The following is a 23,618-nucleotide window of genomic DNA, read 5'->3' as shown; positions in this document are numbered from 1 at the left end:
CGGTGGCGTTCAGCACCAGCGGCGGTGAAGCTCCAGGGCGCGGACGTCCGTGAGCGAGGCCACCTGGTCGACGACCACACGCAGGGCCGCCCCCTCGTCCGGGGCGGCCTCGTGGTCGGCGAGCAGGTCGGCGTCGAGGCGGCTCGGGTCCTGCCGGTAGGCACCGACGAGGTCGGCGATGACCTCGCGCTCCCCCGCCATGAGCTCGACGCGCTCGGCGGCGTTCATGACGAAGTGCGCCGCCACGGCCTTGAGCACGGCGACCTCGGCCCGCGTCGCGACCGGGACGACGAGGTCGGCCTCGTGCCGCACCAGCGCACCGGTGCCGTACCGGTCGCGGGTCGCCGTCTCGACCGAGTGCACGAAGCGCCCGATGACCCGCGAGGTCATGTCCTTGAGCGCCGCGAGGTCGCTGCGCGAGCCCTCGTATGCCGTGGGCACCGTCCCCGTGGCGAGCACCCGTTCCAGCGCGGAGCCGAGCGCGTCGCGCGTGAGGTCGGTGGCATAGGACGCCGTCGCCACCGCGAGGACGGCATCGACGTCGGAGGCGTCCCACAGCCGGCGCGGGTCGAGGCGGCCCGACGCGATCGCGTCCTCGACGTCGTGCACCGAGTAGGCGACGTCGTCGGACCAGTCCATGACCTCGGCCTCGAAGGACCGCTGACCGGCGGTGGCGCCCTCGCGGAACCACGCGAAGACGGGGAGGTCGTCGGCGTAGACCCCGAACTTCGGCGTCGGCGACGGAGACTGCCCGCGCGACCACGGGTACTTCGTCGTGGCGTCGAGCGAGGCCCGGGTGAGGTTGAGGCCGGCGGGCCGGCCGTCGGAGTGGAAGCGCTTGGGCTCGAGCCGCGTGAGGATCCGCAGGGTCTGGGCGTTGCCCTCGAACCCGCCGATGTCCGCGGCGACCTCGTTGAGTGCCGTCTCGCCGTTGTGGCCGAACGGCGGGTGTCCGAGGTCGTGGGCGAGGCAGGCGGTGTCCACGACGTCGGCGTCGCAGCCGAGCGCCGCACCGAACTCGCGGCCGATCTGGGCGACCTCGAGGCTGTGCGTGAGACGGTTGCGGATGAAGTCGTCGCTGCCCGGCTGGAGCACCTGGGTCTTGGCAGAGAGGCGTCGCAGCGACGCGGAGTGCACGAGCCGCGCCCGGTCGCGGGCGAAGTCGTCGCGGTCGGCGCGCTTGTGCGCTGGGTCCTCGGCGACCCAGCGCTCCCGGTCGCGGGCGGTGTACGTCACGCGCACGACACTAGAGGGTGCCGGGCCGCCCGCTTAGGGTTGCTCCAGCGCGGGGCACCGGCCCCGCGCATCGAGACAACGACGAGCAGGGACCGAGGTGGCGGTGCGCACACGTCTGGCGCGGATGGTGACGGGCGCGGTCGCGCTCACCCTCGCAGTCTCCGGCTGCTCGGGCGAGGGTGACGGCGACGACGGCGGCAACGGCACGGGAGACGGCGCGACGACGACGACCACCCGGCAGCGGGAGGCGAAGCCGTCTGACACCACCGGACCGATCAAGGACGCGGCGCTGGCCGCCGGCTCCGTCGTCGTCACCCGCACGACGACCTCGGAGACCAAGGGGGGCGGCACCACCCACGAGGAGATCGAGGTCGAGCTCACCGAACCGATGTCGGGACGGGTCCTCCACGTCGGCGAGGACATCTGGACCCTCGACGTCGTCGCGGGGGTCGGCTACCTCAAGGACCAGTCCGTCAAGAAGTCCACGAACCGCTGGAGCCGGCTCTCCGCGGCCGAGACGAAGGAGCGCCTCGAGGACGTCACCCTCGACGGGCTGCTCGGCGTCCTCGACGACGCCTCCCGGGTCACGAAGACGGAGAAGGCCACGGTCGACGCGCAGGCCGCGACCTGCCACACGCTCACGCTCGCGCCCAAGGCCGGCACCCAGCCAGCCGACGGACCGGCGCCGACGTCGGCACGCGTGTGCGTCGACGGCGACCGCCGCCCCCTCGAGCTCGTCGTCACGGCCGACGACTCGGTGACGACGTCGACCTTTACCGGATGGGGCACGGCGATCGAGGCGATCGAGCCTCCGCCCAACCTCGTCGACGGCGACTGACCCCACGACGTCCGCGCTGCCCCCTCGGGCAGCGCGTCTAGCTGTCCGGCGGCTGGCCGTCCGACGCCCGCGCGGCCTCGGCGGCTGCCGCCGCACGCTCGACCCACTTGGGTGTCGTGCCGTAGCGCTGGCTCGGGATGAGGCGCCCGTGCGCGCTGTCGTCGATGAGCTGGACCAGCCGCGACTCGCGCGTCTCCTCGCGCTTGGCCGTGACGACCCAGTTCTCGGCGACGTTGCGGTAGGACGCCGTCGCGACCTCCCAGAACGCCGCGGCCGCGGGGTCGGCGAGGAGTCGGGAACGCTGCTCGTCACCGAGCTGCTGGCGGGTCTCGTAGGAGTAGCCGCTCAGCTCGGGCCTGCGTTGCTCGAACACGGCCAGACCTGCGGGACGCATGAGGCCTGCCGCGGTGAGCCGCTCGACGTGAGCGATGTTGACCGCGCTCCAGACGCTCGAGGACTTGCGCGGCGTCCACCGCTGGCGGCGCGAGTCCTCGTCGATGCGCTGCGACACGCTGTCGATCCAGCCGAAGCACAGCGCCTCGGGCACGGCGTCCTCCCACGTGAGACCACGGTCGGGGACGTGCTTCTTGTGCAGCCCCATCCACAGCTCGGTGGCGGTCTCGTGGTGCGCCTCGAGCCAGGCGCGGAACTCGGCCGCGTCGCGGAAGAAGAGCGCGGGGCGCTCGACGGAACCACCCGGCATACCGATCTGTCCCATGGACGGAAGTCTGTCAGCCGCCCGAGACAGAGAGCTCCGCGTGCGCGATCTGGGCCCGCTGCGCCTCGTCGAGGGCGCGCGAGCGCAGCCAGTTCTCGGGCAGCGCGACGACGCGCGGAGAGCCGGCGCGACCACGCTGGCCCTCGGCCGGCTCACCCGGCCACGGCGCGTCGAGGTCCATCGACCCGATGAGGTCGTCGAGCGCCTGGAGGCTGTCGACGAGCGCCAGCTGGTTGCGCACGGTCGACCCCGCCGGGAAGCCCTTGAGGTACCACGCGATGTGCTTGCGGATGTCGCGGCAGCCGCGCAGCTCGTCGCCGTCGTAGAAGTCGACGAGGTATGTCGCGTGCCGCCGGAGCGTGTCGGTCACCTCGCGCAGGCCCGGCTGGACCCGCTCGGTCGTCCCGGCGAACGCCGCCGCCAGGTCGGTGAAGAGCCACGGGCGACCGAGACAGCCGCGTCCGACGACCACGCCGTCGCAGCCGGTCTGCCGCACCATCTCGAGCGCGTCCTCGGCCGACCAGATGTCGCCGTTGCCGAGCACCGGAACGGTCGTCACGGCTTCCTTGAGCCGGGCGATGGCCGACCAGTCGGCCTGGCCCGAGTAGGCCTGTGCCGCAGTCCTTCCGTGCAGCGCGACTGCTGCCGCGCCCTCGCCCTCGGCGATCCGCCCGGCGTCGAGGTAGGTGACGTGGTCGGCGTCGATCCCGATCCGCATCTTCACCGTGACGGGCACGCCGTAGGGGCTGGCCTCGCGCACGACGTTGCTGACGATGCCGCGGAAGAGCTCGGTCTTCCACGGCAGCGCCGCTCCCCCACCCTTGCGCGTGACCTTGGGCACGGGGCAGCCGAAGTTGAGGTCGATGTGGTCGGCGCGGTCCTCGGTGACGAGCATCCGCGCGGCGAGACCGGCCGTGGCGGGGTCGACGGAGTACAGCTGCACCGAACGCGGGTTCTCCTCGGGGCCGTGGCTGATGAGCCGCATGGTCTCGGGGCTGCGCTCGACGAGCGCGCGCGAGGTCACCATCTCGTTGACGTAGAGGCTGGACGCGCCACTGGCGCCACCGGCCGCGGAGCCTGCCGAGCCGTACTCGCGGCACAGCCGGCGGAACGCCCGGTTGGTGATGCCGGCCATCGGTGCGAGCACGACCGGGGACTCGATCGTGTGGCGCCCGATCTGCAGGGGCGGCAGGACGGGGGTGCTGGAGGTCGTGGGTGCGGCAGTCATGACCGCACGATTGTCCCACTGGTTGACTGGCGCCATGTCCACGCTCATCACTCCGGGCGAGCTCGCCTCCGCCATCGACGCCGGCACCGTCCGCGTCCTCGACGTCCAGTACTCCCTCGCCGGCGACGGACCAGCCCTGTATGCCGTGGCGCACGTCCCGGATGCACCTCACCTCGATCTCGACGCCGTGCTCGCGGGTCCGCCCGGCGAGGGTGGGCGGCACCCGCTGCCCGACCCGGCCGTCCTCGAGGCCGGTCTGCGAGCCGTCGGGGTCGACGACGGCGACACGGTCGTCGTCTACGACCAGCAGACGTCGCTGGCGTCGGCGCGTGCGTGGTGGGTGCTGCGGTGGGCGGGCATCACCGACGTCCGGGTGCTCGACGGCGGACTGGCCGCGTGGCGGGCCTCCGGCGGCGCGGTGACGACGGAGGTGCCGGTGGTGGAGCCTGGCACCGTCACGGTGCGCCCCGGGTCGGTCGCCGTGCTCGACGCGGACGGAGCAGCGCGGGTGGCGATGGACGGCATACTCCTCGACTCCCGTGCGGGAGAGCGCTTCCGGGGCGAGACCGAGCCGATCGACGCGGTCGCCGGCCACATCCCCGGCGCCCGCAACGCGCCGATGGCCGAGCAGCTCGAGGCCGACGGCCGGTTCCGGTCGGCCGACGAGCTCCGGGCCTACTTCGCCGGGCTCGGCGTCACGGACGCGGGCGAGGTCGGGACGTCGTGCGGGTCCGGGGTGACGGCGGCTCACACCGCCCTGGCGCTCCACCTCGCCGGGTTCGAGGCCGTGCCCTACGTCGGCTCCTGGAGCCACTGGATCACCGACCCCGACCGCCCGGTCGAGACCGGCCCGGCCAGCTAGGGCGCGACGGCGAAGGACCCGGTGAGGGTTCCCGGCGCCTCCGACTCCGCCCCGACAGGGCGGACCGAGGCACGGGTGATCGTCCGCGCCCGGCCGTCCCAGACGAGCAGATCCCTGTCCCAGACGAGGAGCAGCCGGTCGGGGTCGAGCCAGCGCAGGGCGCGACAGCAGCCCTTGCCGAGGCCGGCCTCCTCGCTGGGTGGGGCGAGCAGGATGGCCGGGTCGTCGAGCGTGTCAGCGGTGACGGTGAGGACGCCCTGGTACGGGACGGTGCCATCGACGGTCGGTGCGGTGGCCTCGGTGGCCGGGCTGAGGCTGCCGCCGACGGCGACCCGGTTGCCGGGTCCGCTGATCGTCTCGCCCCACGTCGCGGCGAAGATCCCGGGCAGTCGGCGCCCCTCGTCCATGAGAGCGAGGGAACGCTCCGTGCGCAGCAGGGTCTCGTCGCCCGACACGACGACCTCGTGCCGTCCGGCGTAGGCCGGGTCCCCGAACAGGGTGACGGCCTGCGTCGTCGGGTCGACGCGCCACTGCCGGCCCGACGACCTGGCGACGAGGACCGACCCGTCGCCGTTCCACCCGACGTCCTCGAGGAACGGGTCGTCGACGGCGATCGTCCGCACCTGCGCCGTGACGACGTCGAGGACGACGACCTTGCCCGGCTGCGCGAAGGCCACCTGTCGCCCGTCCGGGGCGATCGCCCGGTCCCGAAGCGGGTCGGACTGGTTGCCGCCGCTGTCGCGGACGGGGACGAGCGGGAGCGTGTCGGCCTCGAGCCAAGGACGCTCGAGCGTGGGCCGGTAGACGACGGGGAACACCGAACCGGTGTCTCCACGGCGGAGCACCACTGCGGTCACCGGCGCCGTGGCGTCGCCGCCGGCCACCAAGGCGCCCTGCTCCTTGCTCCACGCGCGCACCTGCGAGGTCGTGGGGGCGAGGCTCTCGGGCAGCCCCAGGGCCAGCGCCGTCTCGGCGTCGACGCGCGGGAGCGAGGCAGCCTCTGCGGCGGTGGGACCGAACACCGCAGCGACACCCAGCAGGTCCACCGGGGCGGCCCGCCAGGGCTGCGGTCCGGTCGCCGACGGCGTCGGTCCGGTCGCCGACGGCGTCGGTCCCGTCGTCGTCGGACCGGACCCCGGGAGGGTGTCCAGCCCGTCGGTGGCCCCCGGGAGCACCATGGCGGCGACGACCACGGCCGCGGCGGCCGCGGTGGCGACGGCCGCGACGAGACGCCGGCGGCGGCGCGTGCCCTGGGCGGCGTCCCAGGCGGTGGCGCCGAGGTCGGGGGCCGTGACGTCCTGCACGGCCTCCTCGAGCAGGTCCTTGAGCTCGTGCGTCATCGCACACCTCCGGGTGTCTCGAGGCTGAGGTCGGGCAGGATTTCGCGCAGACGGCGCAGGGCGTCGTGTGCCTGGCTCTTGACGGTTCCCTGGCTCACCCCGAGGACCTCGGCGGTCTCGCGCTCGCTGCGGTCCTCGAAGTAGCGCAGCACGACGACGGCACGCTGCCTCGGCGCGAGCTGGGCCAGCGCCCTCATGAGGTCGACCCGGTCGATGCGACCCTCGACCCGTTCGGGGGCGGTCGCGGCGAGCAGGGGGGCGTCGCCACCCACGACCTCACGCCGGCGGCGACGCCACGCGGAGACCGCATCGCGGTAGAGGATGCGCCGGACGTAGGCGTCCGGGTGCCCGTCACGCACCTTGGGCCAGTTCAGGGCCAGCTTGATGAGCGCGCCCTGGAGCAGGTCCTGGGCGAGGTGCTCGTCGCCGCAGACGAGGTAGGCCGCGCGCAGGAGCCTCTGCTGGCGTGCCCGGACGTACTCGGCGAAGTCCTCGTCGACCTCGGCTGGTCCCCGGTGCATGGTCACACCCTCCCAACGCTCGGGCCCCTGTGTCTGGTTGGGCGCGCGAGGGAAGTCGTCCCCGACCGGCGCCCACCCGGTGGTGGGCCGACACCGGCTCGCCCGCTCAGGGGGCGATGGCGACCGCGTCTGCGGGGCTCCCGGGCACCGGGCGATCCGAGGCGGCCGGGAGGGTCGCCACCCTGAGCAGGGCCCCGGTGGTGGTGTTCCAGGTGAGCAGGTCGGTCGTGTTCCAGCGGACGAGGACCTGGTCGCGGTAGACCCAGCCCAGCACCTCGCAGCACCCGACGGAGGCTCCTTGGCTCCCGGGTGCGATGAGCAGCCGGGGCGTGACCGCATCGTCGGCCGCGGCGGCGAACACCCCCTGGAAGAGCCCGTCGGGTCGGCGCTGGTTGGCCGCGAGCGCCGCGGCCTGGCCGAGGAAACCCCCCGTCGCGAAGCGGTCCCCGGACGCGAAGGTGGCGCCCCACACCCCGGACAGCGCGCTCGGCCCGGTGCGCGTGGACGAGCCGGCTCCCTGCGGGTCGAAGCCGAGCACCCGCATCTCGTCGGGCGGCTCGACCCGCACCTCGTAGCTGCCGGGATGCACGGACAGCGCCGCTCGGCGGACGTCGCGCACCGTGCCCGTCTCCGGGGTGATGCGCCACCGGGACGTCCGTGACCACACGAGGACCGACCGCCCGTCCGGGGCCCAGCCCCCGTGGGTGAGGTAGCGATCCGGGACGGGGAAGGTCCTCGCCTCTCCGGTGTAGGCGTCGAGCACGACGACCCGGCCCGGCTGGACGAACATGACCCGCCGCCGGTCACCGGCGACGGCCTTGACCACGAGCGGCGAGGCCTCGGTGCCGGCCTCGTCGACCGTGCGCACGAGGGGTACCGAGTCCACGAGCACGAACGGGTCGCTGAGCGTCGGCCGGACGAGGACCGCTCGCAGCCCGTCGGACGTGTGCCGCAGGAGCACCGCCCGCACCGGTGCACTGCTCCCGCCGAGGTCGCTGAGGTCTCGCATCACCGTGCGCGGCCCGAACGACAGGACGTCCGGGAGGGCGAGCTGACCGCGGACGAGCTCGTCGATCCGGGGCAGCTCGAGCAGCTGCGAGGGGGTCGGACCCACCTGGGCCAGGGTGCCGAGGAGCCCGAACGGCGTCGGGTCCCACGGCTGCGAGTCCACCACGAGGTCGCGGGTGGTCCTCGTGCTGGGTGCCGGCTGTGGTGGAGCGGCCTCGCCCTGGCCGCGCGGGACGAGCACGACCGCACCGACCACTGCGGCGACGGCGACAGCCGAGGCCGACCGCGTCCGCCGTCTGCGACGTCGCAGGGCCTGCGCCCGTCGACGCGACCGCTCGACGAAGTCGGGCTCACCCAGGGGCGCTGCGGCGTCGGCGAGCGTGTCACGCGTGACCGGGGGCAGCAGCCGCCTCACCGCCGAGTCCGACAGTGCGAGGGCCTGAGCCGTCTCGGCCTCGGACCGCTCCTCGAACCGGCGCAGGACGGCCACGGCGCGCTCCCTGCGGGTGAGCGCCGCCAGCTCCGGCGGGAGCCCGGGACCGGTCCTGCGGTCGGCCGCCACAGCGCGAACGGCTCCGCCGGCGCTGGTGCCACTGCGATGCCCGTCACCGCCCCGTGGCACCCGGGCCGTGAGTGCAGCCCGGTGCAGGACCCGTCGGGTGAAGGCGTCGGGGTCGTCGTCGTCACCGACCCTCGGCCACCTCAGCAGGAGCGCGGCGAAGGTGGACTCGGTGACCCGCTCGGCGAGCTCACGGTCACCGCAGACGAGGTAGGCCGCGTGCAGCAGCTGCTGCTGCCTCGCGCGCACGTACTCGGCGAAGTCGTCGTCGACCTCGCGCCGCGGTCGGGTCACCCTCCCACTGTCCCGCCGCGGACCTCGCGGCGGGAAGGGATCCGGGCAGGACGGCATACGAAAACCCCCCGACCTCGCGGTCGGGGGGCTTTGCGCGAGAACTCAGTCTCGAAGGTGATCGAAGGTCAGAGACCCTTGACCTTCTCGGCCTGCGGGCCCTTGGGGCCCTGCGTGACGTCGAACTCGACCTTCTGGCCCTCGGTGAGCTCGCGGTAGCCGCTGCTCTCGATCGCCGAGTAGTGAACGAAGACGTCAGCGCCGCCGCCGTCCTGCTCGATGAAGCCGAAGCCCTTTTCGCTGTTGAACCACTTCACGGTGCCGGTTGCCACTGGTGATGCCTCTTCTGTGTGTTGCGAGAACTCCCGTGTGGAGTCCTCATTGCCGCCGATTCCCGACCCGGTCACACACCGCGAACTGTTCGCGAGGGCAAGTCGGTCATGTCGGCCACGCAGAACGTGGTCTGAAAGGCAACGTGACAACGGTAGCAGCCTTCGTCGCCGTACCCTCCATCGAGCGGCCCACCCCGCGGGCGTGTTCGGCGGGCGGAGACCGTCAGGACGAGGCGCGGCGCAGGAGGTCGGTGAAGTCGGGCACCTCGTCGAACCGGTCGGTGAAGCCGGCCTCGCGCTGCTCGCCCTCGGCGGGCAGGAACCCCGATCGTCCGGCAGAGGTGCCGGACGCGGCACCGAGCAGGGCCGAGACGAGCTCAGCCGCGGCCCGGTCGACGCGCCGGTCGAGCCCGGCCGTGCCGAAGTCGTCGGTCGCCGCCATGACCCCGGTCGGGACGGCCGCGGCGTGCAGGTACGAGAAGAGCGGCCGCATGGCGTGGTCGAGCATGAGCGAGTGACGGGCGGAGCCGCCGGTCGCCCCCATGAGGACGGGCTTGCCGTCCAGGGCACCGACGTCGAGGTTGTCGAAGAACGACTTGAACAGCCCGCTGTAGGACCCCGAGAACACCGGGCTCACGACGACGAGCGCGTCGGCCGACAGCACCTTCTCGATCGCCGCGGTGAGCTCGCCGGTCGGGAAGCGGGTGAGCATCTGGTCGGCGATGTGCCTGGCGAGCGGGCGGAGCTCCACGACCTCGATCGTGGCGGCCTCGCCGTGGGCCGTGACGTGCCGGTCCACGGCCTCGGTGAGGCGGTCCGTGAGCAGCCGGGTCGAGCTGGGCTCGGACAGGCCAGCGGTCACGGCGACGATGCGACGGGTCATCTCAGACCTCCACAGGGGTGCCGTCGAGCGCGGCGAGGCGCTCGGCGTGACGGGGTGCCGTGGCGGGCACGTGGGCGGGACGACGGGCGTCCGCGATCCTGCGCAGCTCGGGCACGACCTCGCCACCGAGGATGTCGATCTGCTCGAGGACGGTCTTGAGCGGCAGGCCGGCGTGGTCGATGAGGAAGAGCTGGCGCTGGTAGTCGCCGACGTGGTCGGCCATCGTGGCGTAGCGCTCGATGACCTGCTGCGGCGAACCGACCGTGAGCGGCGTCTCGCGGGTGAACTCCTCCATCGACGGCCCGTGACCGTAGACCGGGGCGTTGTCGAAGTAGGGCCGGAACTCGCGCACCGCGTCCTGGCTGTTGGCCCGCATGAAGACCTGACCACCGAGACCGACGATGGCCTGGTCGTGCTTGCCGTGGCCGTGGTGCTGGTAGCGCCGGCGGTAGAGGTTGACCATCTGCTTGGTGTGCGACAGCGGCCAGAAGATGTTGTTGTGGAAGAACCCGTCGCCGTAGTAGGCGGCCTGCTCCGCGATCTCGGGGCTGCGGATCGAGCCGTGCCAGACGAACGGGGGCATGCCGTCGAGCGGGCGGGGCGTGGACGTGAACCCCTGGAGCGGGGTACGGAACTTGCCCTGCCAGGACACGGCCTCCTCGCGCCACAGGCGGTGCAGCAGCGCGTAGTTCTCGACGGCGAGGTCGAGTCCGTCACGGATGTCCTTGCCGAACCACGGGTAGACCGGACCGGTGTTGCCGCGGCCCATCATGAGGTCCATGCGGCCGTCGGAGAGGTGCTGCAGGTAGGCGTAGTCCTCGGCGATGCGCACCGGGTCGTTCGTCGTGATGAGCGTCGTCGAGGTCGACAGGACGAGGCGCTCGGTCTGCGCGGCGATGCTCGCGAGGAGCACCGGCGGGTTGGCCGGGGCGGCGAACGGCGGGTTGTGGTGCTCACCCGTGGCGAAGACGTCGAGCCCGACCTCCTCGGCCTTCCTGGCGATGGCGATCGTGGCCTTGATGCGCTCGTGCTCCGAGGGCGCCTGGCCCGTGGTCGGGTCCGTCGTGACGTCCCCGACGGTGAAGATGCCGAACTCCATCTGCCCCACTCCTTGTGCTAACTAGTTGACCATTCACCTAACTGAACGGCGGCAGGTTCGTCCGCATTCCCCACCGGTCGACCGGCGGGGGGTCAGGCCTCGCGAGGGGCGGTGTCGACCGCCGCACTGACCCGGACCCGGGCCACCCGGCGCCCGTCCATCTCGAGCACCGTGAGGCGGCGACCGTCGACGACGACGCTGTCGCCGACGACGGGGATGTCCTGGAGGTGCTCCAGCACGAGCCCGGCGACGGTGGAGTAGCGCTCCACGGCGAGCTCGGTCCCGGTGAGCTCGGCGTAGTCGGCCAGGTGGGTGCCACCGTCGATCTCGGCGGTGGCGTCGAGAGCCAGCTCGCCCTCGCCCGGCTCGTCGCCGAGGGGCTGCTCGTCGGCCGGATCGTACTCGTCGCGGATGTCACCGACGAGCTCCTCGACGATGTCCTCGAGCGTGACGATGCCGTCGGTGCCGCCGTACTCGTCGACGACGAGGGCCATGTGCACGCCCTCGCGCATCCGGGTGAGGGCCGCGAGCAGCCGTCCGCTGCTCGGCATCACGGTGATCTCGCGGACGAGGTGCTCGATGGTGGCCGGCGAGCCCGCACCGTCGGCGCGGGTCTCCGAGTCGGCGTCGGCGCGGGTGTCGGAGTCGGCCTCGGCGTCGGCCGAGAGGATGTCGCGCACGTGGACGAAGCCCACGACGTCGTCGACGGAGTGGCGGCGCGTGACCGGGAAGCGCGAGTGCGGCGTGCTCGCGATGACGGCGCGCGCCTCGGCCAGGGTCGCGGAGGCGTCGAGGAAGTCGACCTCGCCGCGCGGACGCATGACCTCCTTGAGGTTGCGGTCGGTCGCCGCGAAGACGTCCTGGAGGATCTGCCGCTCGTCGGCCTCGAGGTCCTTGTGGTGGCCGACGAGGTGGCGCAGCTCCTCCTCGCTCATCTCGTCACCGGCGGCCTCGGGGTTGGCCCCGAGCAACCGCACGACCGCGTTGGTCGAGCGTGACAGCAGCCAGATGACCGGCTTCATGAGCGTGGCGAACCGCGACAGCGGGGGCGCCACGGCCAGGGCGATCGGCGCCGCACGCTGGAGGGCGAGCCGCTTGGGGACGAGCTCACCGAAGACGAGGGAGAGGTAGGCGATGACGAGCGTCATGAGGATGAGCGCGACCGTGCCCGCCGCACCCTCGGGGATCCCCACCCGCTCGAGCAGCGGAGCCACGTCGGGCGCGATGGTCGTCGCGCCGTAGGCCGCCGAGAGGAAACCGGCGACGGTGACGCCGATCTGGACGGCGGCAAGGAAGGTGTTGGGGTCGCGCGCCAGCCGTGCGACCTTGGCCCCACGCGCACTGTTGCGCTCCATCGCGCCGAGCTGGGTGTCGCGCAGCGAGACCAGCGCCAGCTCGGTGGCGGCGAACACGCCACCGACGAGGACGAAGAGCAGCACGAGCCCGAAGGCGAGTGCGGTGTCCTGATTCACCGGAACCTCCTGGCGGGGCGCTCAGACAGGTTCCGGATGGGACTTCGAGGGCGATCCATGCGCCACATCCTACGGAGCGGGCTGGACGCCACCTGTGAACGTCAGCCGCCCGCAGGGCCCAGGTCCGCGACGGTCGAGCGCGCGGCGTCGAGGCGCGTCTGGGCGTCGACGACGGCACGACGAGCCGTGCGAGCGGCCTGCTCGGCGGCGTCGAGGCTCGCCTGTGCCCGCGACATCACGTCCTGCGCGGCAGCCAGCTCGGCGTCGGCCTCGCGACGCTCCCTCTCGCGGACGCGGGCCGCCGCCTTGGCTGCCTTCGCCTCTGCGACCGCCCGGGCGAGCTCCTCGGGGGTGAGCTCGTCCTCGCCGTCCTCGCCGTCCTTGCCGTCCTCGTCATCCGTCCCTCCCCCGCCGGCCGCACCACCGTCGCCGCCGGGCGCCACCGCATCGCCCTGACCACCACCGCGCAGCACCGAGACGATCGACCCCGAGCTCGTGACCCCGACCGCGCCGGACAGGTCGACCTCGCCGAACCCGCTGTAGCTCAGTGACCGCGTCAGCTGTCCCGAGGCCAGGGCGTCGGCAGCGGTCTCGTCGGCGAGCGCGGCGATCGCGCTGGCCCGCACCTCCTCACGGGCGGACGCCGACAGCGTCCCTCCCTCGTCCTCGGCCGCCGCCACGACAGCGGCGACGTATGCCGTGAGGGCCGCGTCGCGCTCGCCCCTCACCGAGGTGAGGGCGGCGGTGTCGAGCCGTGACTGCGCGGCCCGCATGCGGGCACCCAGCCCGACGAGCTCCGCGAGCGCGGCCGAGTCCCCGCGCGGTACGAGGTTCATCGCCCAGGCCGTGAGCGTGGGCTTGCGCAGCGCGAGGACGGCCTTGGCCGCCGGGGCGCCGGCAGCCGCCTTCACCTCGGCCGCGAGCGACTTGCGCGACGCGACGAAGTCCGCGAGCGGGACGGCATACAGACGCGCCGCGGCGTCTGCGACGACGTCGGCGGAAGCGTCGTCGGTCGTCCCAGCCATGGGCCGACGATAGCGGGCGGCGGGGGTCCGGTCAGGGGGCGACGGACGGCGTCTGCGCCTTCAGGGAGCGCGCGCGGCGAACGTCGACGGCGAGGTGCCAGACCCACATGAGGCAGCCGAGGACGACGAGCGTCAGGCTGGCGAGCGCCAGGGTCACCACCGACCCGGTGACGAGGGGCGTGAGCACCGCTGCGACGACAGCGTTGGTCGCCAGCGGCATGACCCCCGCGACCGAGGCCGCGGCACCGCGCACCTGCGGGAACAGGTCGAGCAGGGCCACCTGGATCGTCGGGAACGCCGCGCCGGTCCCGAGTGCGATGAGGCTCGGGCCGACGACCGCCCACGGCAGGGTCGGCCCGAAGGCGGTGGCCAGCGCGACGTTGGTGAGGGCGGCGACGACCGACACCGCGAACGCCGCGGTGATGAGCCGACGCGGGGCCACCCGGCCGGCCGTGCGGCCGCTGACCCACGACCCGACGACCACGCCGCTGATCATCGGGACGAAGAACTGCCAGAAGTCGGCCTCGCCCTTGCCGAGGAGGTCGACGACGAAGATCGCGGCACCGCCGATGTAGATGAACTGACCGGCGAAGACGAGGGTGATCGCCCAGCCCATCCGCTCGAACTGTCCGTCGCGGGCGACGTGCGCGACGTCCCGGAGCATTGGGCCGAGCCGCAGCGGACGGCGGCGCTCGGGCGGGTGCGTCTCGGGGATGACGAGGAGCACGACGACGGCGAGGACGAGCGCGAGACCACCGATGAACCAGAAGATCGTCGGCCACGGACCGAGCCCCAGAAGCAGCCCGCCGATGATCGGCGCCACCGCGGGGGCGAGACCGAAGATCATCATGACGCGGCTCATGACCCGCTGGGCCTCGGCACCGTCGAAGAGGTCGCGGATGATCGTGCGGCCGATGATCGTCGAACCACCCGCGGAGAGGCCCTGGAGGACACGGAAGGCGAGCAGCATCGGCAGGCTCGTCGACAGGGCGCAGCCGACGCTCGCGAGCGTGTAGGCCGTGAGGGCACCGATGACGACGGGTTTGCGACCGACGGCGTCCGACAGCGGCCCGTGGAACGGCGTCATCACGGCGAAGGCGAGCATGTAGGCGCTCACGACGAGCTGCATCTCGTCGACGCCGACACCGAGCTCGCCACGCATCTGCGCGAACGCCGGGAACGGGGTGTCGATCGAGAACGGGCCGAGCATCGCCATGCCCGCGAGGACGAGCGTGAGCACGAGCCCCGCGTGGTGCCGCGTCGGACCGGCGGACCCGGCGGACCCGGCGGACCCGGCGGACGTGCCGGACGACGTGGCTCGCGGGGTGCCCGCGGCCTCGGTCACCACGTCATGCGCGCGCCCGGCGCGAGAACCACGTCAGCAGCCGACGAGACGCTGCGCGAGGTAGCCCTCGACCTGGTCGAGCGCCACCCGCTCCTGCGCCATGGTGTCGCGCTCGCGGATCGTCACCGCCTGGTCCTCGAGCGTGTCGAAGTCGACCGTGATGCAGAACGGCGTGCCGATCTCGTCCTGGCGGCGGTAGCGCTTGCCGATGGCGCCGGCGTCGTCGAAGTCCACGTTCCAGTTCTTGCGCAGGGTCGCGGCAAGGTCGCGGGCCTTGGGCGAGAGGTCGGCGTTGCGCGACAGCGGAAGGACGGCGGCCTTGACCGGGGCGAGGCGACGGTCGAGCTTGAGCACGACGCGCTTGTCGACCCCACCCTTGGTGTTGGGGGCCTCGTCCTCGGCGTAGGCGTCGACGAGGAACGTCATGAGGCTGCGCGAGAGACCGGCCGCCGGCTCGATGACGTAGGGCGTGTACTTCTCACCCGACGTCTGGTCGAAGAAGACGAGGTCGGTGCCCGAGTGCTGGCTGTGCGTCGTGAGGTCGAAGTCGGTGCGGTTGGCGATGCCCTCCAGCTCGCCCCACTCGCTGCCGGTGAAGTTGAAGCGGTACTCGATGTCGACGGTGCGCTTGCTGTAGTGCGAGAGCTTGTCGGCCGGGTGCTCGTAGTGGCGCAGGTTCTCGGGCTTGATACCGAGGTCGACGTACCAGCGGGTGCGCTCGTCGATCCAGTACTGGAACCACTCGTCGTCGTCGCCGGGCTTGACGAAGAACTCCATCTCCATCTGCTCGAACTCGCGGGTGCGGAAGATGAAGTTGCCGGGGGTGATCTCGTTGCGGAAGCTCTTGCCCGTCTGGGCGATGCCGAACGGCGGCTTCTTGCGCGACGTCTGCATGACGTTGAGGAAGTTGACGAAGATGCCCTGCGCCGTCTCGGGGCGCAGGTAGTGCAGGCCGCCCTCGTCCTCGATGACGCCGAGGTGGGTCTTGAGCATCATGTTGAACTCGCGCGCCTCGGTCCACTGGCCGCGGGTGCCGCAGTTGGGGCAGGCGATCTCGGTGAGCGGGATCGAGTCGGGGTCGACCTGGGCGTCGGCGGCGGCACGCTTGTTCTGCTTGTCCGCGATCGCCTCCTGCATGTGGTCGACGCGGAAGCGCTTGTGGCAGCTGAGGCACTCGGTGAGCGGGTCGGTGAAGGTGCCGACGTGGCCGGACGCGACCCACGTCTCGCGCGGCAGGATGATCGAGGAGTCGAGGCCGACGACGTCGTCACGACCGGTGACGACGGACTTCCACCACTGGCGGCGGATGTTCTCCTTGAGCTCGACCCCGAGCGGCCCGTAGTCCCACGCCGAGCGGGTACCGCCGTAGATCTCCCCGCTGGGGAAGACGAAGCCCCGGCGCTTGCAGAGGTTGACGACGGTATCGACGGTGGAGGTCTCCTTGGCCATGCGCGCAAGGTTACTGTCCGCGCGGGGGTCCCCTCGCACCGGTTTCACCCGGCCGCTGCGGTCCGCGCGAGGCGTCCGGGGGCGAGATCGGGTATGCCGTCCGCTCCCGTAGGCTGCACGCTCGTGTCACCCCTTCGCGAATCCCTCGAGAACGCGAGCGCGCCCGTCCTGCGGTCGATCGCCTCGCTCCCCCGCGCCGTGCCGTTCCTCGCCGTGCTGGCGCTCATGGTGGCCGGCGCCCTCATCCCCGGCTGGGGCTGGGTGCTGCTCGCGGTGGTGACGCTCTTCCTCAGCTGGCTGCTCGTCCTCGGTTGGCCCCGGCTCACCACCCCCGAGCGCCTCATGCGGATCGCCGTCGTGGCCATCGCGCTCGCGATCACGATCACCCAGGCCCTCCCCCGCTGACGCCTCACAACTGATTGCCCCACCGCGAGGCGTCACCGTTCGTCTGATTGCCCCACCGCGAGGCGCCACCGTTCGTCTGATTGCCCCTGGACGAGGGCGGAGCGCATCGACCTCTCGCCCAGGGGCACTCACTCGGGGCGTGTTGACAATGATTCTCATATGAGTTGAGAATGGTTGTCATGAAGCATTCCCTCCTCGTCGTCCCACTCCTCGGAGCCCTCGCCCTCGCCGGATGCGGGGGCAGCTCGGAGGCGGACTCGACGAGGTCCACGAAGCCGGGCGCACTGCCGGTCGTCGCAGCCTTCTACCCCCTCGCGTATGCCGCGGAGCGGGTCGGCGGCGACCGTGTCGACGTCACGTCACTCACCAAGCCGGGCGCGGAGCCGCACGACGTCGAGCTCACCCCGCGCGACGTCGCCGACCTCGGCCGCTCCTCGCTCGTCGTCTACGAGAAGGGCTTCCAGCCCGCCGTCGACGACGCGGTCGGCTCGCAGGTCGACGAGGCCAAGGCCCTCGACGTCGCGACCGAGGTCGACCTCAGCATCGCGGCCACCGACGACGGTCACGGCCACGACCACGGTGAGGGCGACGACCACGAGGAGCACGGCGACGAGGCCGCGGTGGACCCCCACTTCTGGCTCGACCCGACCCGCTACGCCAAGGCTGTCGAGGCCGTCGCCGAGAAGCTGGCGACGGTCGACCCGGCCGGCGCGACGGCATACCGAGCGAATGCCGAGACGATGGTCGCGGAGCTGACCACGCTCGACAGTGAGTTCGCGACCGGTCTCAAGACCTGCACCACCCGCGATCTCGTGACGGGGCACGTGGCGTTCGCCTACCTCGCGGACCGCTACGACCTGCACCAATCGGGTGTTTCGGGCCTGTCCCCCGACGCCGAGCCCAACGCCGCGACGATGAAGGACATCGTCGAGCACGTGCGCGAGCACAAGGTCACAACGATCTACGCCGAGCCGCTCGTGAGCCGGGACCTCACCGAGACCATCGCCAAGGAGTCCGGCGCCACCGTGGCCGTGCTCGACCCGATCGAGGGGCTGAGCAAGGCTTCCGCCGGGAGCGACTACTTCGAGATCATGCGGACCAACCTCACCGCGCTCCGGAAGGGCCTGGACTGCTCATGACCGACACCCCGCTCATCTCGCTGCGGTCGGCGTCCTTCGGGTACGCCGACCGTGCGGTCGTCGAGGGCGTGACCCTCACCCAGGGACGCGGCGAGGTGATCGCGCTGCTCGGCCCCAACGGCTCGGGCAAGTCCACCCTCGTCAAGGGGTTGCTCGGGCTGTCGGACCACCTCGGTGGCGAGGTCGCCCTTTTCGGGACACCGCTGGCGCGCTTCCGGGACAAGCCGCGCATCGGCTACGTCCCCCAGCGCCACTCGCTGTCGTCCTCCGTGCGCGCTACCGTTCGCGAGGTCGTCGAGGTCGGGCGACTGCCGCTGCGGCCGTTCTGGCGACCGTCGGGCAGCGAGGACGCGCGCGCCGTCGACGAGGCCCTCGACGCCGTCGGCCTGCGCGACCGCGAGCGCGAGGACGTCGCCACCCTGAGCGGCGGCCAGCAGCGCCGCGTCCTCATTGCCCGGGCCCTCGCGGCCGGCCCCGACCTCCTCGTCATGGACGAGCCGACGGCCGGCGTCGACGCCGCCAACCAGGCTGTCCTCGCCGAGGTGCTGTCCGTTCTCGCGGCTCGGGGTACGTCGATGCTCATCGTCACGCACGAGCTGGCGGCACTGCGCGACGTCGTGACCCGGATCGTCTGCATGGACGCCGGGCACGTCGACTTCGACGGGGCGCCGACGGCGTGGGCCAGAGGCCACCGCGGCCACGAGGCCGGAGACGCGCACCACCACGAGTCCCCCACCGACGCCGTCCACCCACCGGGGCTCGCCGGCATCGTCACCGACCCCCTTCCCACGCGCGAGGTGCGCCCATGAGCGACCTGCTCTCCCTCGACTTCATGCGCCAGGCGCTCGTCGCCGCCGTGCTCGTCGGCCTCGCCGCGCCCCTCGTCGGCGCCTTCCTCGTGCAGCGGCGCATGTCGCTCATCGGTGACGGCATCGGACACGTCGCCCTCGCCGGTGTCGCCATCGGCATCCTCACCGGCTCGATGCCGGTGTTCACCGCGCTGGTCGCCGCGGTGGCCGCCGCCGTCGGTGTCGAGCTCATCCGGGCCGCGGGTCGTACGAGCGGTGACATCGCCCTCGCCGTGATGTTCTACGGCGGCATCGCGCTCGGCGTCGTCCTCATCTCGAAGTCGAGCGCCACCTCGCCCGGCAACCTCACCGGCTACCTCTTCGGCGCCATTCTCACGACGAGCCGCACCGACATCGCCGTGTTCGCCGCGCTCGCCGTCGTCGTCGTCGCGGTGACCTGGTCGCTGCGGCACCGCTTCTTCGCGGTCGCCAACGACGAGGAGTTCGCGCGGGCCGCCGGCATGCCGGTCATGGGCTACAACATCGCCCTGTCCGTGCTCACCGCGGTGACGGTCGTCGTCTCGATGCGGGTCGTCGGGCTGCTGCTCATCACCGCGCTCATGATCATCCCCAACGCGACCGCGCAGCTCGTCGCGCGCAGCTTCCGGAGCAGCCTGCTCGCCGCCTCGGTCATCGGCATCCTGTCGAGCGTCGGCGGCGTGGTCGTCTCGTTCTATGCGGAGACACCGTCCGGCGGCACCATCGTGCTGCTCGCCATCGCGACCTTCCTCGTCACGAGCGTCCTCGCCGGCGTCGTGACCCGGGCCCGGCGCGCCGCGCACGAGCGGGCCGAGCGGCACGACCACGAGCACGGACCCACGTGCGGGCACCCGGCGATCGAGCACGACGGGCACGTCGACTACCTCCACGACGGCCACCGGCACGCACCGCACCGGGACCACTACGACGAGCACGACGGCCACGCGCACGAGAGCGGGGCCGAGCGTCCCGGAGACCAGCAGCCGACCGAGGAGGTCGCCCGATGACCACCCACCCCACCCACCCCGCCGACCAGGCGTCGGCTGGCGCGAGCCGCCGGCCCACCCGGCAGCGGGCCGCCCTCGCCGAGCTCATGTCAACGACCTCGCAGTTCCTCTCGGCGCAGGACCTGCACGCCAGGCTCCAGGAGCGCGGCGACTCGGTCGGCCTGGCGACGGTCTACCGCAACCTCCAGGCCATGGCCTCCGACGGTGACGTCGACGTCCTGCGCACCGACGACGGCGAGTGCGTCTACCGCTCGTGCGGCACCGAGGCCCACCACCACCACCTCGTCTGCCGCGAGTGCGGTCGCACTGTCGAGGTCGAGGGCCCGGCCGTGGAGACGTGGGCCGCGGAAGTGGCTCGGCAGAACGGGTTCAGCGACGTCACCCACACCATCGAGCTGTTCGGCACCTGCACCTCCCACTGACGAGCAGCCCCGACTGATTGCGACTTCGCAGAGTTGTGAGCCCAGCGAGCAACTCTGCGAAGTCGCAATCAGTCGAAAGGCTTGGCCGGCGGTTGCTCAGGCGTCGGTGGCGGTCTCGGGCCCCGCAGCCGCAGCGTCGACGGCGCCGCCGTAGCGGCGGTCGCGGTCGGCATAGATCTCGATCGCCCGCCACAGGTCGCGGCGGTCGAAGTCGGGCCAGAGTGTGTCGAGGAAGACCATCTCGGCGTACGCGCTCTGCCACAGCAGGAAGTTGCTCGTGCGCTGCTCCCCCGAGCTGCGGACGAACAGGTCGACGTCGGGCATGTCGGGCTCGGGGAGGTAGCGCGCGAGCGCCTTCTCGTCGACGTTGCGTGGTTTGAGCCGACCCCGCGCCACGTCCTCGGCCATCGCCCGAGCGGCGTCACCGAGCTCGGCTCGGCCGCCGTAGTTCACGCAGAAGTAGAGCGTGAGCCCGGTGTTGTGCTGGGTGAGCTCCTGGGCGATCTCGAGCTCCTTGATGACCGAGCTCCACAGCCGTGGACGTCGGCCGACCCAGCGCATCCGCACGCCCCACTCGTGGAGCTGGTCGCGGCGGCGACGGATGACGTCGCGGTTGAACCCCATGAGGAAGCGGACCTCGTCGGGCGAGCGGCGCCAGTTCTCCGTCGAGAAGGCATAGGCGGACAGGTGCGTCACGCCCGCCTCGACCGCCCCGGCGACGACGTCGAGCAGGGCGCCCTCGCCGGCCTCGTGGCCCTTGGTGCGGGGCAGCCCGCGTTGGTTGGCCCAGCGCCCGTTGCCGTCCATGACGATGGCGACGTGGCCGGGGACCTGCTGCGCCGGGACTGCCGGGGGCTGGGCGCCGCTCGGGTGCGGGAAGGGGCGGCTCGTCACCGCTCCACCATACGGAGCGAGCGCACCCCGCGTTCGAGGTGCCACTGCAGGAACGCCGTCGTCAGGCCGCTGCCCTCACGGCGGTGCCGCACGTCGGACGAGTCGGCGATTATCCAGTCGCCGGCGAGCAGGGCCGCGAGCAACCGGAGCGTCTCCGGCGCGGGGGCACTCGAGCCGGGCGGACGGCATACGGAGCACACGGCGCCACCGGAGACGATGTGGAACGCGCGGTGCGGTCCCTCGGCGCCGCACTTCGCGCAGTCGTGGAAGCTCGGCGCCCAGCCCGCGACCGCGAGCGCGCGCAGGAGGTAGGCGTCGAGGACGAGGTTGGGATCGTGCTCCTTGCCGGCGAGCGAGCGCATCGCGCCGGTGACGAGGAGGTACTGCTGGAGCGCGGGCTCGCGCTCCTCGGTGAGGCGGTCGCACGTCTCGAGGACGGCGTTGGCGGCGGTCCACGCGTCGTAGTCGCGCGCGCACACGTCGCCCCACGACTCGAGCGTCTCGGCCTGGGTCACGGTGTCGAGGTTGCGCCCCTCGTAGCACTGGAGGTCGACGAGCATCCCCGGCTCGAGCCGGGCGCCGAACCGTGACTTCGTCCGGCGCACGCCCTTGCCGACCGTGCGGACCTTGCCGAGGCTGCGCGTGAGCACGGTGATGATGCGGTCTGCCTCACCCAGCTTGTGGGTGCGCAGCACGATCCCCTGGTCACGGTAGAGCGGCACGCCTCATTGTCCCCCGAGCCTGCGACATTCCTCGTATGCCGTGCCGTCCCGCACCGCTCCCCCTCCCGGTCACGCCGGGCATACACCGATCCGTGCGGGCCCGCCACCGGGGACGAGGGGTAGCGCTCCCCATGTACCTCCCTGCACGGCCCTCCTAGTTTCGGTGGCGGCAGAGGCCGTTCCACGAACCGACCGAGGGGAAGCACCATGTGCGAGCAGCACGACCAGCAGGGACCGTCCGACGTGCGGGCCACCGCACCCGACGTGGGCCGGCGGGCGCTGGTGCGTGGAGCAGGAGGCCTCCTCCTCGGCGGGGGGCTCGTCGTCGCGGGCGCCGGGGCGGCACGTGCCGCGACCTCGCAGAACGGCTGGCCCGCGAGCAGCAGCCCGAGCGCGATCGGCATCACCGGACTCACCGTGGCGGGTCACGCCTTCCCCTCCGGGGTGCGCGGCGGTCAGGTCCACACGATCCTCGGCTACGTCGCCCGTCGCTTCCACAGCGAGGTCGAGGCGCTCGTGACGCCCGGCAACTGGGGCTACAACTACCGCGTCATCTCCGGGAGCACGAGCCTGTCGAACCACGCCTCGGGCACGGCGATCGACGTCAACGCGCCGCGCCACCCGCTGGGCTCGTCGGGGACGTTCTCGGCGACGCAGGTGAGCCGGATCCGATCGATCCTGAGCTCCTGCAACGGTGTCGTGCGCTGGGGCGGCGACTACTCGGGTCGCAAGGACGAGATGCACTTCGAGATCAACGTGCGTCCCGGAGACTCGAGGATCGCGCCCCTCGTGGCCAAGATCGGCGGCACCACCCCGGCGCCCACGACCGCGTGGTCGACCGTGCAATCCGGCGCCAGCGGCTTCCGCGTCACGGCAATCCAGCACCTGCTGCGAGCCCGCGGCCAGTCGCTCACCGTCGACGGGGTGTTCGGGTCGGTGACGGTGAGCCGCGTCAAAGCGTTCCAGTCCTCTCGCAGCCTGCTCGCCGACGGGGTCGTCGGACCGAAGACGTGGGTGGCGCTCGTCGTCACGGTGCAGAACGGTTCCTCCGGCCAGGCCGTCGTCGCCGCGCAGAAGGCGCTCACGGCGCGTGGTTACTCGCTCACGGCCGACGGGGTCTTCGGCGCCACCACGGCGTCGAAGGCCAAGGCGTTCCAGACGTCGCGCGGCCTGCTGGCCGACGGGGTCGTCGGGGCACAGACCTGGGCCAAGCTCACGATCTGACGGGGCGACACGCGGCGTGCTGTCGGGACTAGAACAGGTGTTCGATCTGCGCTAGTCTCGGCGACATGGACGCGGTCCTGCAGCACTCGCTCTTCGACACCGGCGACGCCATCGAGCTCGGCCCGCTGGCGCCGGCGCGGACCACGCTGTCCCGGGGTGCCTGGGTGGACTACCAGCCGGCATGGCTGGCCGGGGCCGACCTCCTCTTCGACGCCCTTCACCACGAGGTGCCGTGGAAGGCCGAGCGCCGGGAGATGTACGAACGCGTCGTCGACGTCCCGCGCCTCCTCAAGTTCTACGAGGAGGGCGAGCCGCTCCCCCACCCCACCCTGGTCGCGGCGCGAGAAGCGTTGTCCCGCAGGTATGCCGGTGAGCTCGGTGAGCCCTTCGTCTCCGCCGGGATGTGCCTCTACCGGGACGGACGTGACTCGGTCGCGTGGCACGGCGACCGGGTCGGCCGCGCCCGCGACATGGACACCATGGTCGCGATCCTCTCGGTCGGCTCGGCCCGCTCCCTCATGCTGCGACCGCGCGGCGGCGGCTCGTCGATGGGCTTCTCCCTGGGGCACGGTGACCTCGTCGTCATGGGCGGCTCGTGCCAGCGCACTTGGGACCACGCGATCCCCAAGACGAGCAAGCCGGTCGGGCCACGGATCTCGATCCAGTTCCGGCCGCGCGGGATCCGCTGACCCGTCGACGACAGGCGCTGGTCCGCTCGACGAGCGCGACCGGGCAGTGCGTGTCACCATCGTCGTGTGAACAAGTCACGTTT

At 72.2% G+C, this 23,618-nt stretch carries 24 protein-coding genes; 9 read left to right on the top strand and 15 right to left on the bottom strand.

What is annotated here, in order from left to right; genetic code table 11:
* Nucleotides 1-9: 9 nt before the first annotated feature.
* Entirely contained in the window at nucleotides 10-1,236 is a 1,227-nt protein-coding gene (locus tag ACSQ11_RS12840; RefSeq protein WP_436005982.1) for a deoxyguanosinetriphosphate triphosphohydrolase, read from the bottom strand.
* A 103-nt stretch (nucleotides 1,237-1,339) separates the two neighbouring features.
* Between ACSQ11_RS12840 and ACSQ11_RS12835 the strand changes: the two genes are divergently transcribed.
* Entirely contained in the window at nucleotides 1,340-2,074 is a 735-nt protein-coding gene (locus ACSQ11_RS12835) for a hypothetical protein (protein ID WP_436005980.1), read from the top strand.
* 37 nt (nucleotides 2,075-2,111) lie between these two features.
* Here the strand turns inward: ACSQ11_RS12835 and ACSQ11_RS12830 are convergent, their stop codons facing one another.
* Entirely contained in the window at nucleotides 2,112-2,792 is a 681-nt protein-coding gene (locus ACSQ11_RS12830) for a YdeI/OmpD-associated family protein (protein ID WP_436005978.1), read from the bottom strand.
* A gap of 13 nt (nucleotides 2,793-2,805) precedes the next feature.
* Nucleotides 2,806-4,020, bottom strand: coding sequence for a tRNA dihydrouridine synthase DusB (dusB, locus tag ACSQ11_RS12825; RefSeq protein WP_436005976.1), 1,215 nt, complete (start codon nucleotides 4,018-4,020; stop codon nucleotides 2,806-2,808).
* A gap of 34 nt (nucleotides 4,021-4,054) precedes the next feature.
* On the opposite strand from dusB, the gene ACSQ11_RS12820 reads away from it, so the two are divergent.
* Nucleotides 4,055-4,882: a sulfurtransferase gene (locus ACSQ11_RS12820; protein WP_436005974.1), complete on the top strand. Its 828-nt coding sequence runs from the start codon at nucleotides 4,055-4,057 to the stop codon at nucleotides 4,880-4,882.
* On the opposite strand, the gene ACSQ11_RS12815 is transcribed toward ACSQ11_RS12820, so the two are convergent.
* From ACSQ11_RS12815 to ACSQ11_RS12770, 10 genes are all read right to left on the bottom strand, one after another.
* Nucleotides 4,879-6,222 (bottom strand): hypothetical protein, encoded by a 1,344-nt coding sequence (locus ACSQ11_RS12815; protein WP_436005972.1) that lies wholly within the window; start codon nucleotides 6,220-6,222, stop codon nucleotides 4,879-4,881. The two genes, ACSQ11_RS12820 and ACSQ11_RS12815, sit on opposite strands and share 4 nt — an antisense overlap.
* The gene (locus ACSQ11_RS12810; RefSeq protein ID WP_436005970.1) at nucleotides 6,219-6,743 is read right to left on the bottom strand and encodes a SigE family RNA polymerase sigma factor; all 525 of its coding nucleotides are present in this window, start codon (nucleotides 6,741-6,743) and stop codon (nucleotides 6,219-6,221) included. The genes ACSQ11_RS12815 and ACSQ11_RS12810 overlap by 4 nt, the downstream gene beginning before the upstream one ends.
* A gap of 106 nt (nucleotides 6,744-6,849) precedes the next feature.
* Nucleotides 6,850-8,604, bottom strand: a complete 1,755-nt coding sequence (locus ACSQ11_RS12805) for a sigma factor-like helix-turn-helix DNA-binding protein (RefSeq protein WP_436005968.1) — start codon at nucleotides 8,602-8,604, stop codon at nucleotides 6,850-6,852.
* Between the two features lie 125 nt (nucleotides 8,605-8,729).
* Complete coding sequence (locus ACSQ11_RS12800; RefSeq protein WP_035910714.1) at nucleotides 8,730-8,933, bottom strand: cold-shock protein; 204 nt, start codon at nucleotides 8,931-8,933, stop codon at nucleotides 8,730-8,732.
* 223 nt (nucleotides 8,934-9,156) lie between these two features.
* A complete protein-coding gene (locus ACSQ11_RS12795; protein ID WP_436005965.1) occupies nucleotides 9,157-9,816 on the bottom strand; it encodes an FMN reductase in 660 nt (219 codons plus the stop codon).
* 1 nt (nucleotide 9,817) lies between these two features.
* Nucleotides 9,818-10,915: an LLM class flavin-dependent oxidoreductase gene (locus ACSQ11_RS12790; RefSeq protein WP_436005963.1), complete on the bottom strand. Its 1,098-nt coding sequence runs from the start codon at nucleotides 10,913-10,915 to the stop codon at nucleotides 9,818-9,820.
* 92 nt (nucleotides 10,916-11,007) lie between these two features.
* On the bottom strand, nucleotides 11,008-12,387 hold the full coding sequence (locus tag ACSQ11_RS12785; protein ID WP_436005961.1) for a hemolysin family protein: 1,380 nt from the start codon (nucleotides 12,385-12,387) through the stop codon (nucleotides 11,008-11,010).
* 101 nt (nucleotides 12,388-12,488) lie between these two features.
* On the bottom strand, nucleotides 12,489-13,412 hold the full coding sequence (locus tag ACSQ11_RS12780) for a hypothetical protein (protein ID WP_436005959.1): 924 nt from the start codon (nucleotides 13,410-13,412) through the stop codon (nucleotides 12,489-12,491).
* Between the two features lie 31 nt (nucleotides 13,413-13,443).
* Nucleotides 13,444-14,757, bottom strand: a complete 1,314-nt coding sequence (locus ACSQ11_RS12775; protein ID WP_436005957.1) for a multidrug effflux MFS transporter — start codon at nucleotides 14,755-14,757, stop codon at nucleotides 13,444-13,446.
* A gap of 33 nt (nucleotides 14,758-14,790) precedes the next feature.
* Nucleotides 14,791-16,206, bottom strand: coding sequence for a glycine--tRNA ligase (locus tag ACSQ11_RS12770; protein ID WP_436005955.1), 1,416 nt, complete (start codon nucleotides 16,204-16,206; stop codon nucleotides 14,791-14,793).
* 123 nt (nucleotides 16,207-16,329) lie between these two features.
* Between ACSQ11_RS12770 and ACSQ11_RS12765 the strand changes: the two genes are divergently transcribed.
* From ACSQ11_RS12765 to ACSQ11_RS12745, 5 genes are all read left to right on the top strand, one after another.
* Nucleotides 16,330-16,611: a DUF6703 family protein gene (locus ACSQ11_RS12765; protein WP_436005953.1), complete on the top strand. Its 282-nt coding sequence runs from the start codon at nucleotides 16,330-16,332 to the stop codon at nucleotides 16,609-16,611.
* 179 nt (nucleotides 16,612-16,790) lie between these two features.
* Nucleotides 16,791-17,750 (top strand): metal ABC transporter substrate-binding protein, encoded by a 960-nt coding sequence (locus ACSQ11_RS12760; protein WP_436005951.1) that lies wholly within the window; start codon nucleotides 16,791-16,793, stop codon nucleotides 17,748-17,750.
* Nucleotides 17,747-18,559 carry a metal ABC transporter ATP-binding protein gene (locus tag ACSQ11_RS12755; protein WP_436005949.1) on the top strand — a complete coding sequence of 271 codons (813 nt, stop codon included), beginning with the start codon at nucleotides 17,747-17,749 and terminating at the stop codon, nucleotides 18,557-18,559. Before ACSQ11_RS12760 ends, ACSQ11_RS12755 begins: the two co-directional genes overlap by 4 nt.
* Nucleotides 18,556-19,584, top strand: a complete 1,029-nt coding sequence (locus tag ACSQ11_RS12750; protein ID WP_436005947.1) for a metal ABC transporter permease — start codon at nucleotides 18,556-18,558, stop codon at nucleotides 19,582-19,584. Before ACSQ11_RS12755 ends, ACSQ11_RS12750 begins: the two co-directional genes overlap by 4 nt.
* Entirely contained in the window at nucleotides 19,581-20,006 is a 426-nt protein-coding gene (locus ACSQ11_RS12745; RefSeq protein WP_436005945.1) for a Fur family transcriptional regulator, read from the top strand. Before ACSQ11_RS12750 ends, ACSQ11_RS12745 begins: the two co-directional genes overlap by 4 nt.
* A gap of 96 nt (nucleotides 20,007-20,102) precedes the next feature.
* Here the strand turns inward: ACSQ11_RS12745 and ACSQ11_RS12740 are convergent, their stop codons facing one another.
* Nucleotides 20,103-20,900, bottom strand: a complete 798-nt coding sequence (locus tag ACSQ11_RS12740; protein ID WP_436005943.1) for an isoprenyl transferase — start codon at nucleotides 20,898-20,900, stop codon at nucleotides 20,103-20,105.
* Nucleotides 20,897-21,622 (bottom strand): DNA repair protein RecO, encoded by a 726-nt coding sequence (gene recO / locus ACSQ11_RS12735; RefSeq protein ID WP_436005941.1) that lies wholly within the window; start codon nucleotides 21,620-21,622, stop codon nucleotides 20,897-20,899. Before recO ends, ACSQ11_RS12740 begins: the two co-directional genes overlap by 4 nt.
* Nucleotides 21,623-21,829: 207 nt before the next feature.
* Here recO and ACSQ11_RS12730 point away from each other — a divergent pair, with 207 nt between their 5' ends.
* A complete protein-coding gene (locus ACSQ11_RS12730; protein WP_436005939.1) occupies nucleotides 21,830-22,846 on the top strand; it encodes a peptidoglycan-binding protein in 1,017 nt (338 codons plus the stop codon).
* Between the two features lie 65 nt (nucleotides 22,847-22,911).
* Complete coding sequence (locus tag ACSQ11_RS12725; protein ID WP_436005937.1) at nucleotides 22,912-23,535, top strand: alpha-ketoglutarate-dependent dioxygenase AlkB; 624 nt, start codon at nucleotides 22,912-22,914, stop codon at nucleotides 23,533-23,535.
* Nucleotides 23,536-23,618 lie beyond the last annotated feature (83 nt).

It is taken from the genome of Knoellia sp. LjRoot47, from assembly GCF_964253435.1.
GTDB lineage: Bacteria > Actinomycetota > Actinomycetes > Actinomycetales > Dermatophilaceae > Knoellia.
The sequence above is the reverse complement of the archived record's forward strand: the minus strand, read 5'-3'. Positions and strand labels throughout refer to the sequence as shown.

Excerpts from the sequence above, each read along its gene's own strand:
- ACSQ11_RS12830 (WP_436005978.1), bottom strand. The coding sequence starts at position 2,792 with ATGGGACAGATCGGTATGCCGGGTGGTTCCGTCGAGCGCCCCGCGCTC.
- dusB (WP_436005976.1), bottom strand. The coding sequence starts at position 4,020 with ATGACTGCCGCACCCACGACCTCCAGCACCCCCGTCCTGCCGCCCCTG.
- ACSQ11_RS12820 (WP_436005974.1), top strand. The coding sequence starts at position 4,055 with ATGTCCACGCTCATCACTCCGGGCGAGCTCGCCTCCGCCATCGACGCC.
- ACSQ11_RS12815 (WP_436005972.1), bottom strand. The coding sequence starts at position 6,222 with ATGACGCACGAGCTCAAGGACCTGCTCGAGGAGGCCGTGCAGGACGTC.
- ACSQ11_RS12810 (WP_436005970.1), bottom strand. The coding sequence starts at position 6,743 with ATGCACCGGGGACCAGCCGAGGTCGACGAGGACTTCGCCGAGTACGTC.
- ACSQ11_RS12795 (WP_436005965.1), bottom strand. The coding sequence starts at position 9,816 with ATGACCCGTCGCATCGTCGCCGTGACCGCTGGCCTGTCCGAGCCCAGC.
- ACSQ11_RS12790 (WP_436005963.1), bottom strand. The coding sequence starts at position 10,915 with ATGGAGTTCGGCATCTTCACCGTCGGGGACGTCACGACGGACCCGACC.
- ACSQ11_RS12780 (WP_436005959.1), bottom strand. The coding sequence starts at position 13,412 with ATGGCTGGGACGACCGACGACGCTTCCGCCGACGTCGTCGCAGACGCC.
- ACSQ11_RS12770 (WP_436005955.1), bottom strand. The coding sequence starts at position 16,206 with ATGGCCAAGGAGACCTCCACCGTCGATACCGTCGTCAACCTCTGCAAG.
- ACSQ11_RS12760 (WP_436005951.1), top strand. The coding sequence starts at position 16,791 with ATGAAGCATTCCCTCCTCGTCGTCCCACTCCTCGGAGCCCTCGCCCTC.
- ACSQ11_RS12755 (WP_436005949.1), top strand. The coding sequence starts at position 17,747 with ATGACCGACACCCCGCTCATCTCGCTGCGGTCGGCGTCCTTCGGGTAC.
- ACSQ11_RS12750 (WP_436005947.1), top strand. The coding sequence starts at position 18,556 with ATGAGCGACCTGCTCTCCCTCGACTTCATGCGCCAGGCGCTCGTCGCC.
- ACSQ11_RS12745 (WP_436005945.1), top strand. The coding sequence starts at position 19,581 with ATGACCACCCACCCCACCCACCCCGCCGACCAGGCGTCGGCTGGCGCG.
- ACSQ11_RS12730 (WP_436005939.1), top strand. The coding sequence starts at position 21,830 with ATGTGCGAGCAGCACGACCAGCAGGGACCGTCCGACGTGCGGGCCACC.
- ACSQ11_RS12725 (WP_436005937.1), top strand. The coding sequence starts at position 22,912 with ATGGACGCGGTCCTGCAGCACTCGCTCTTCGACACCGGCGACGCCATC.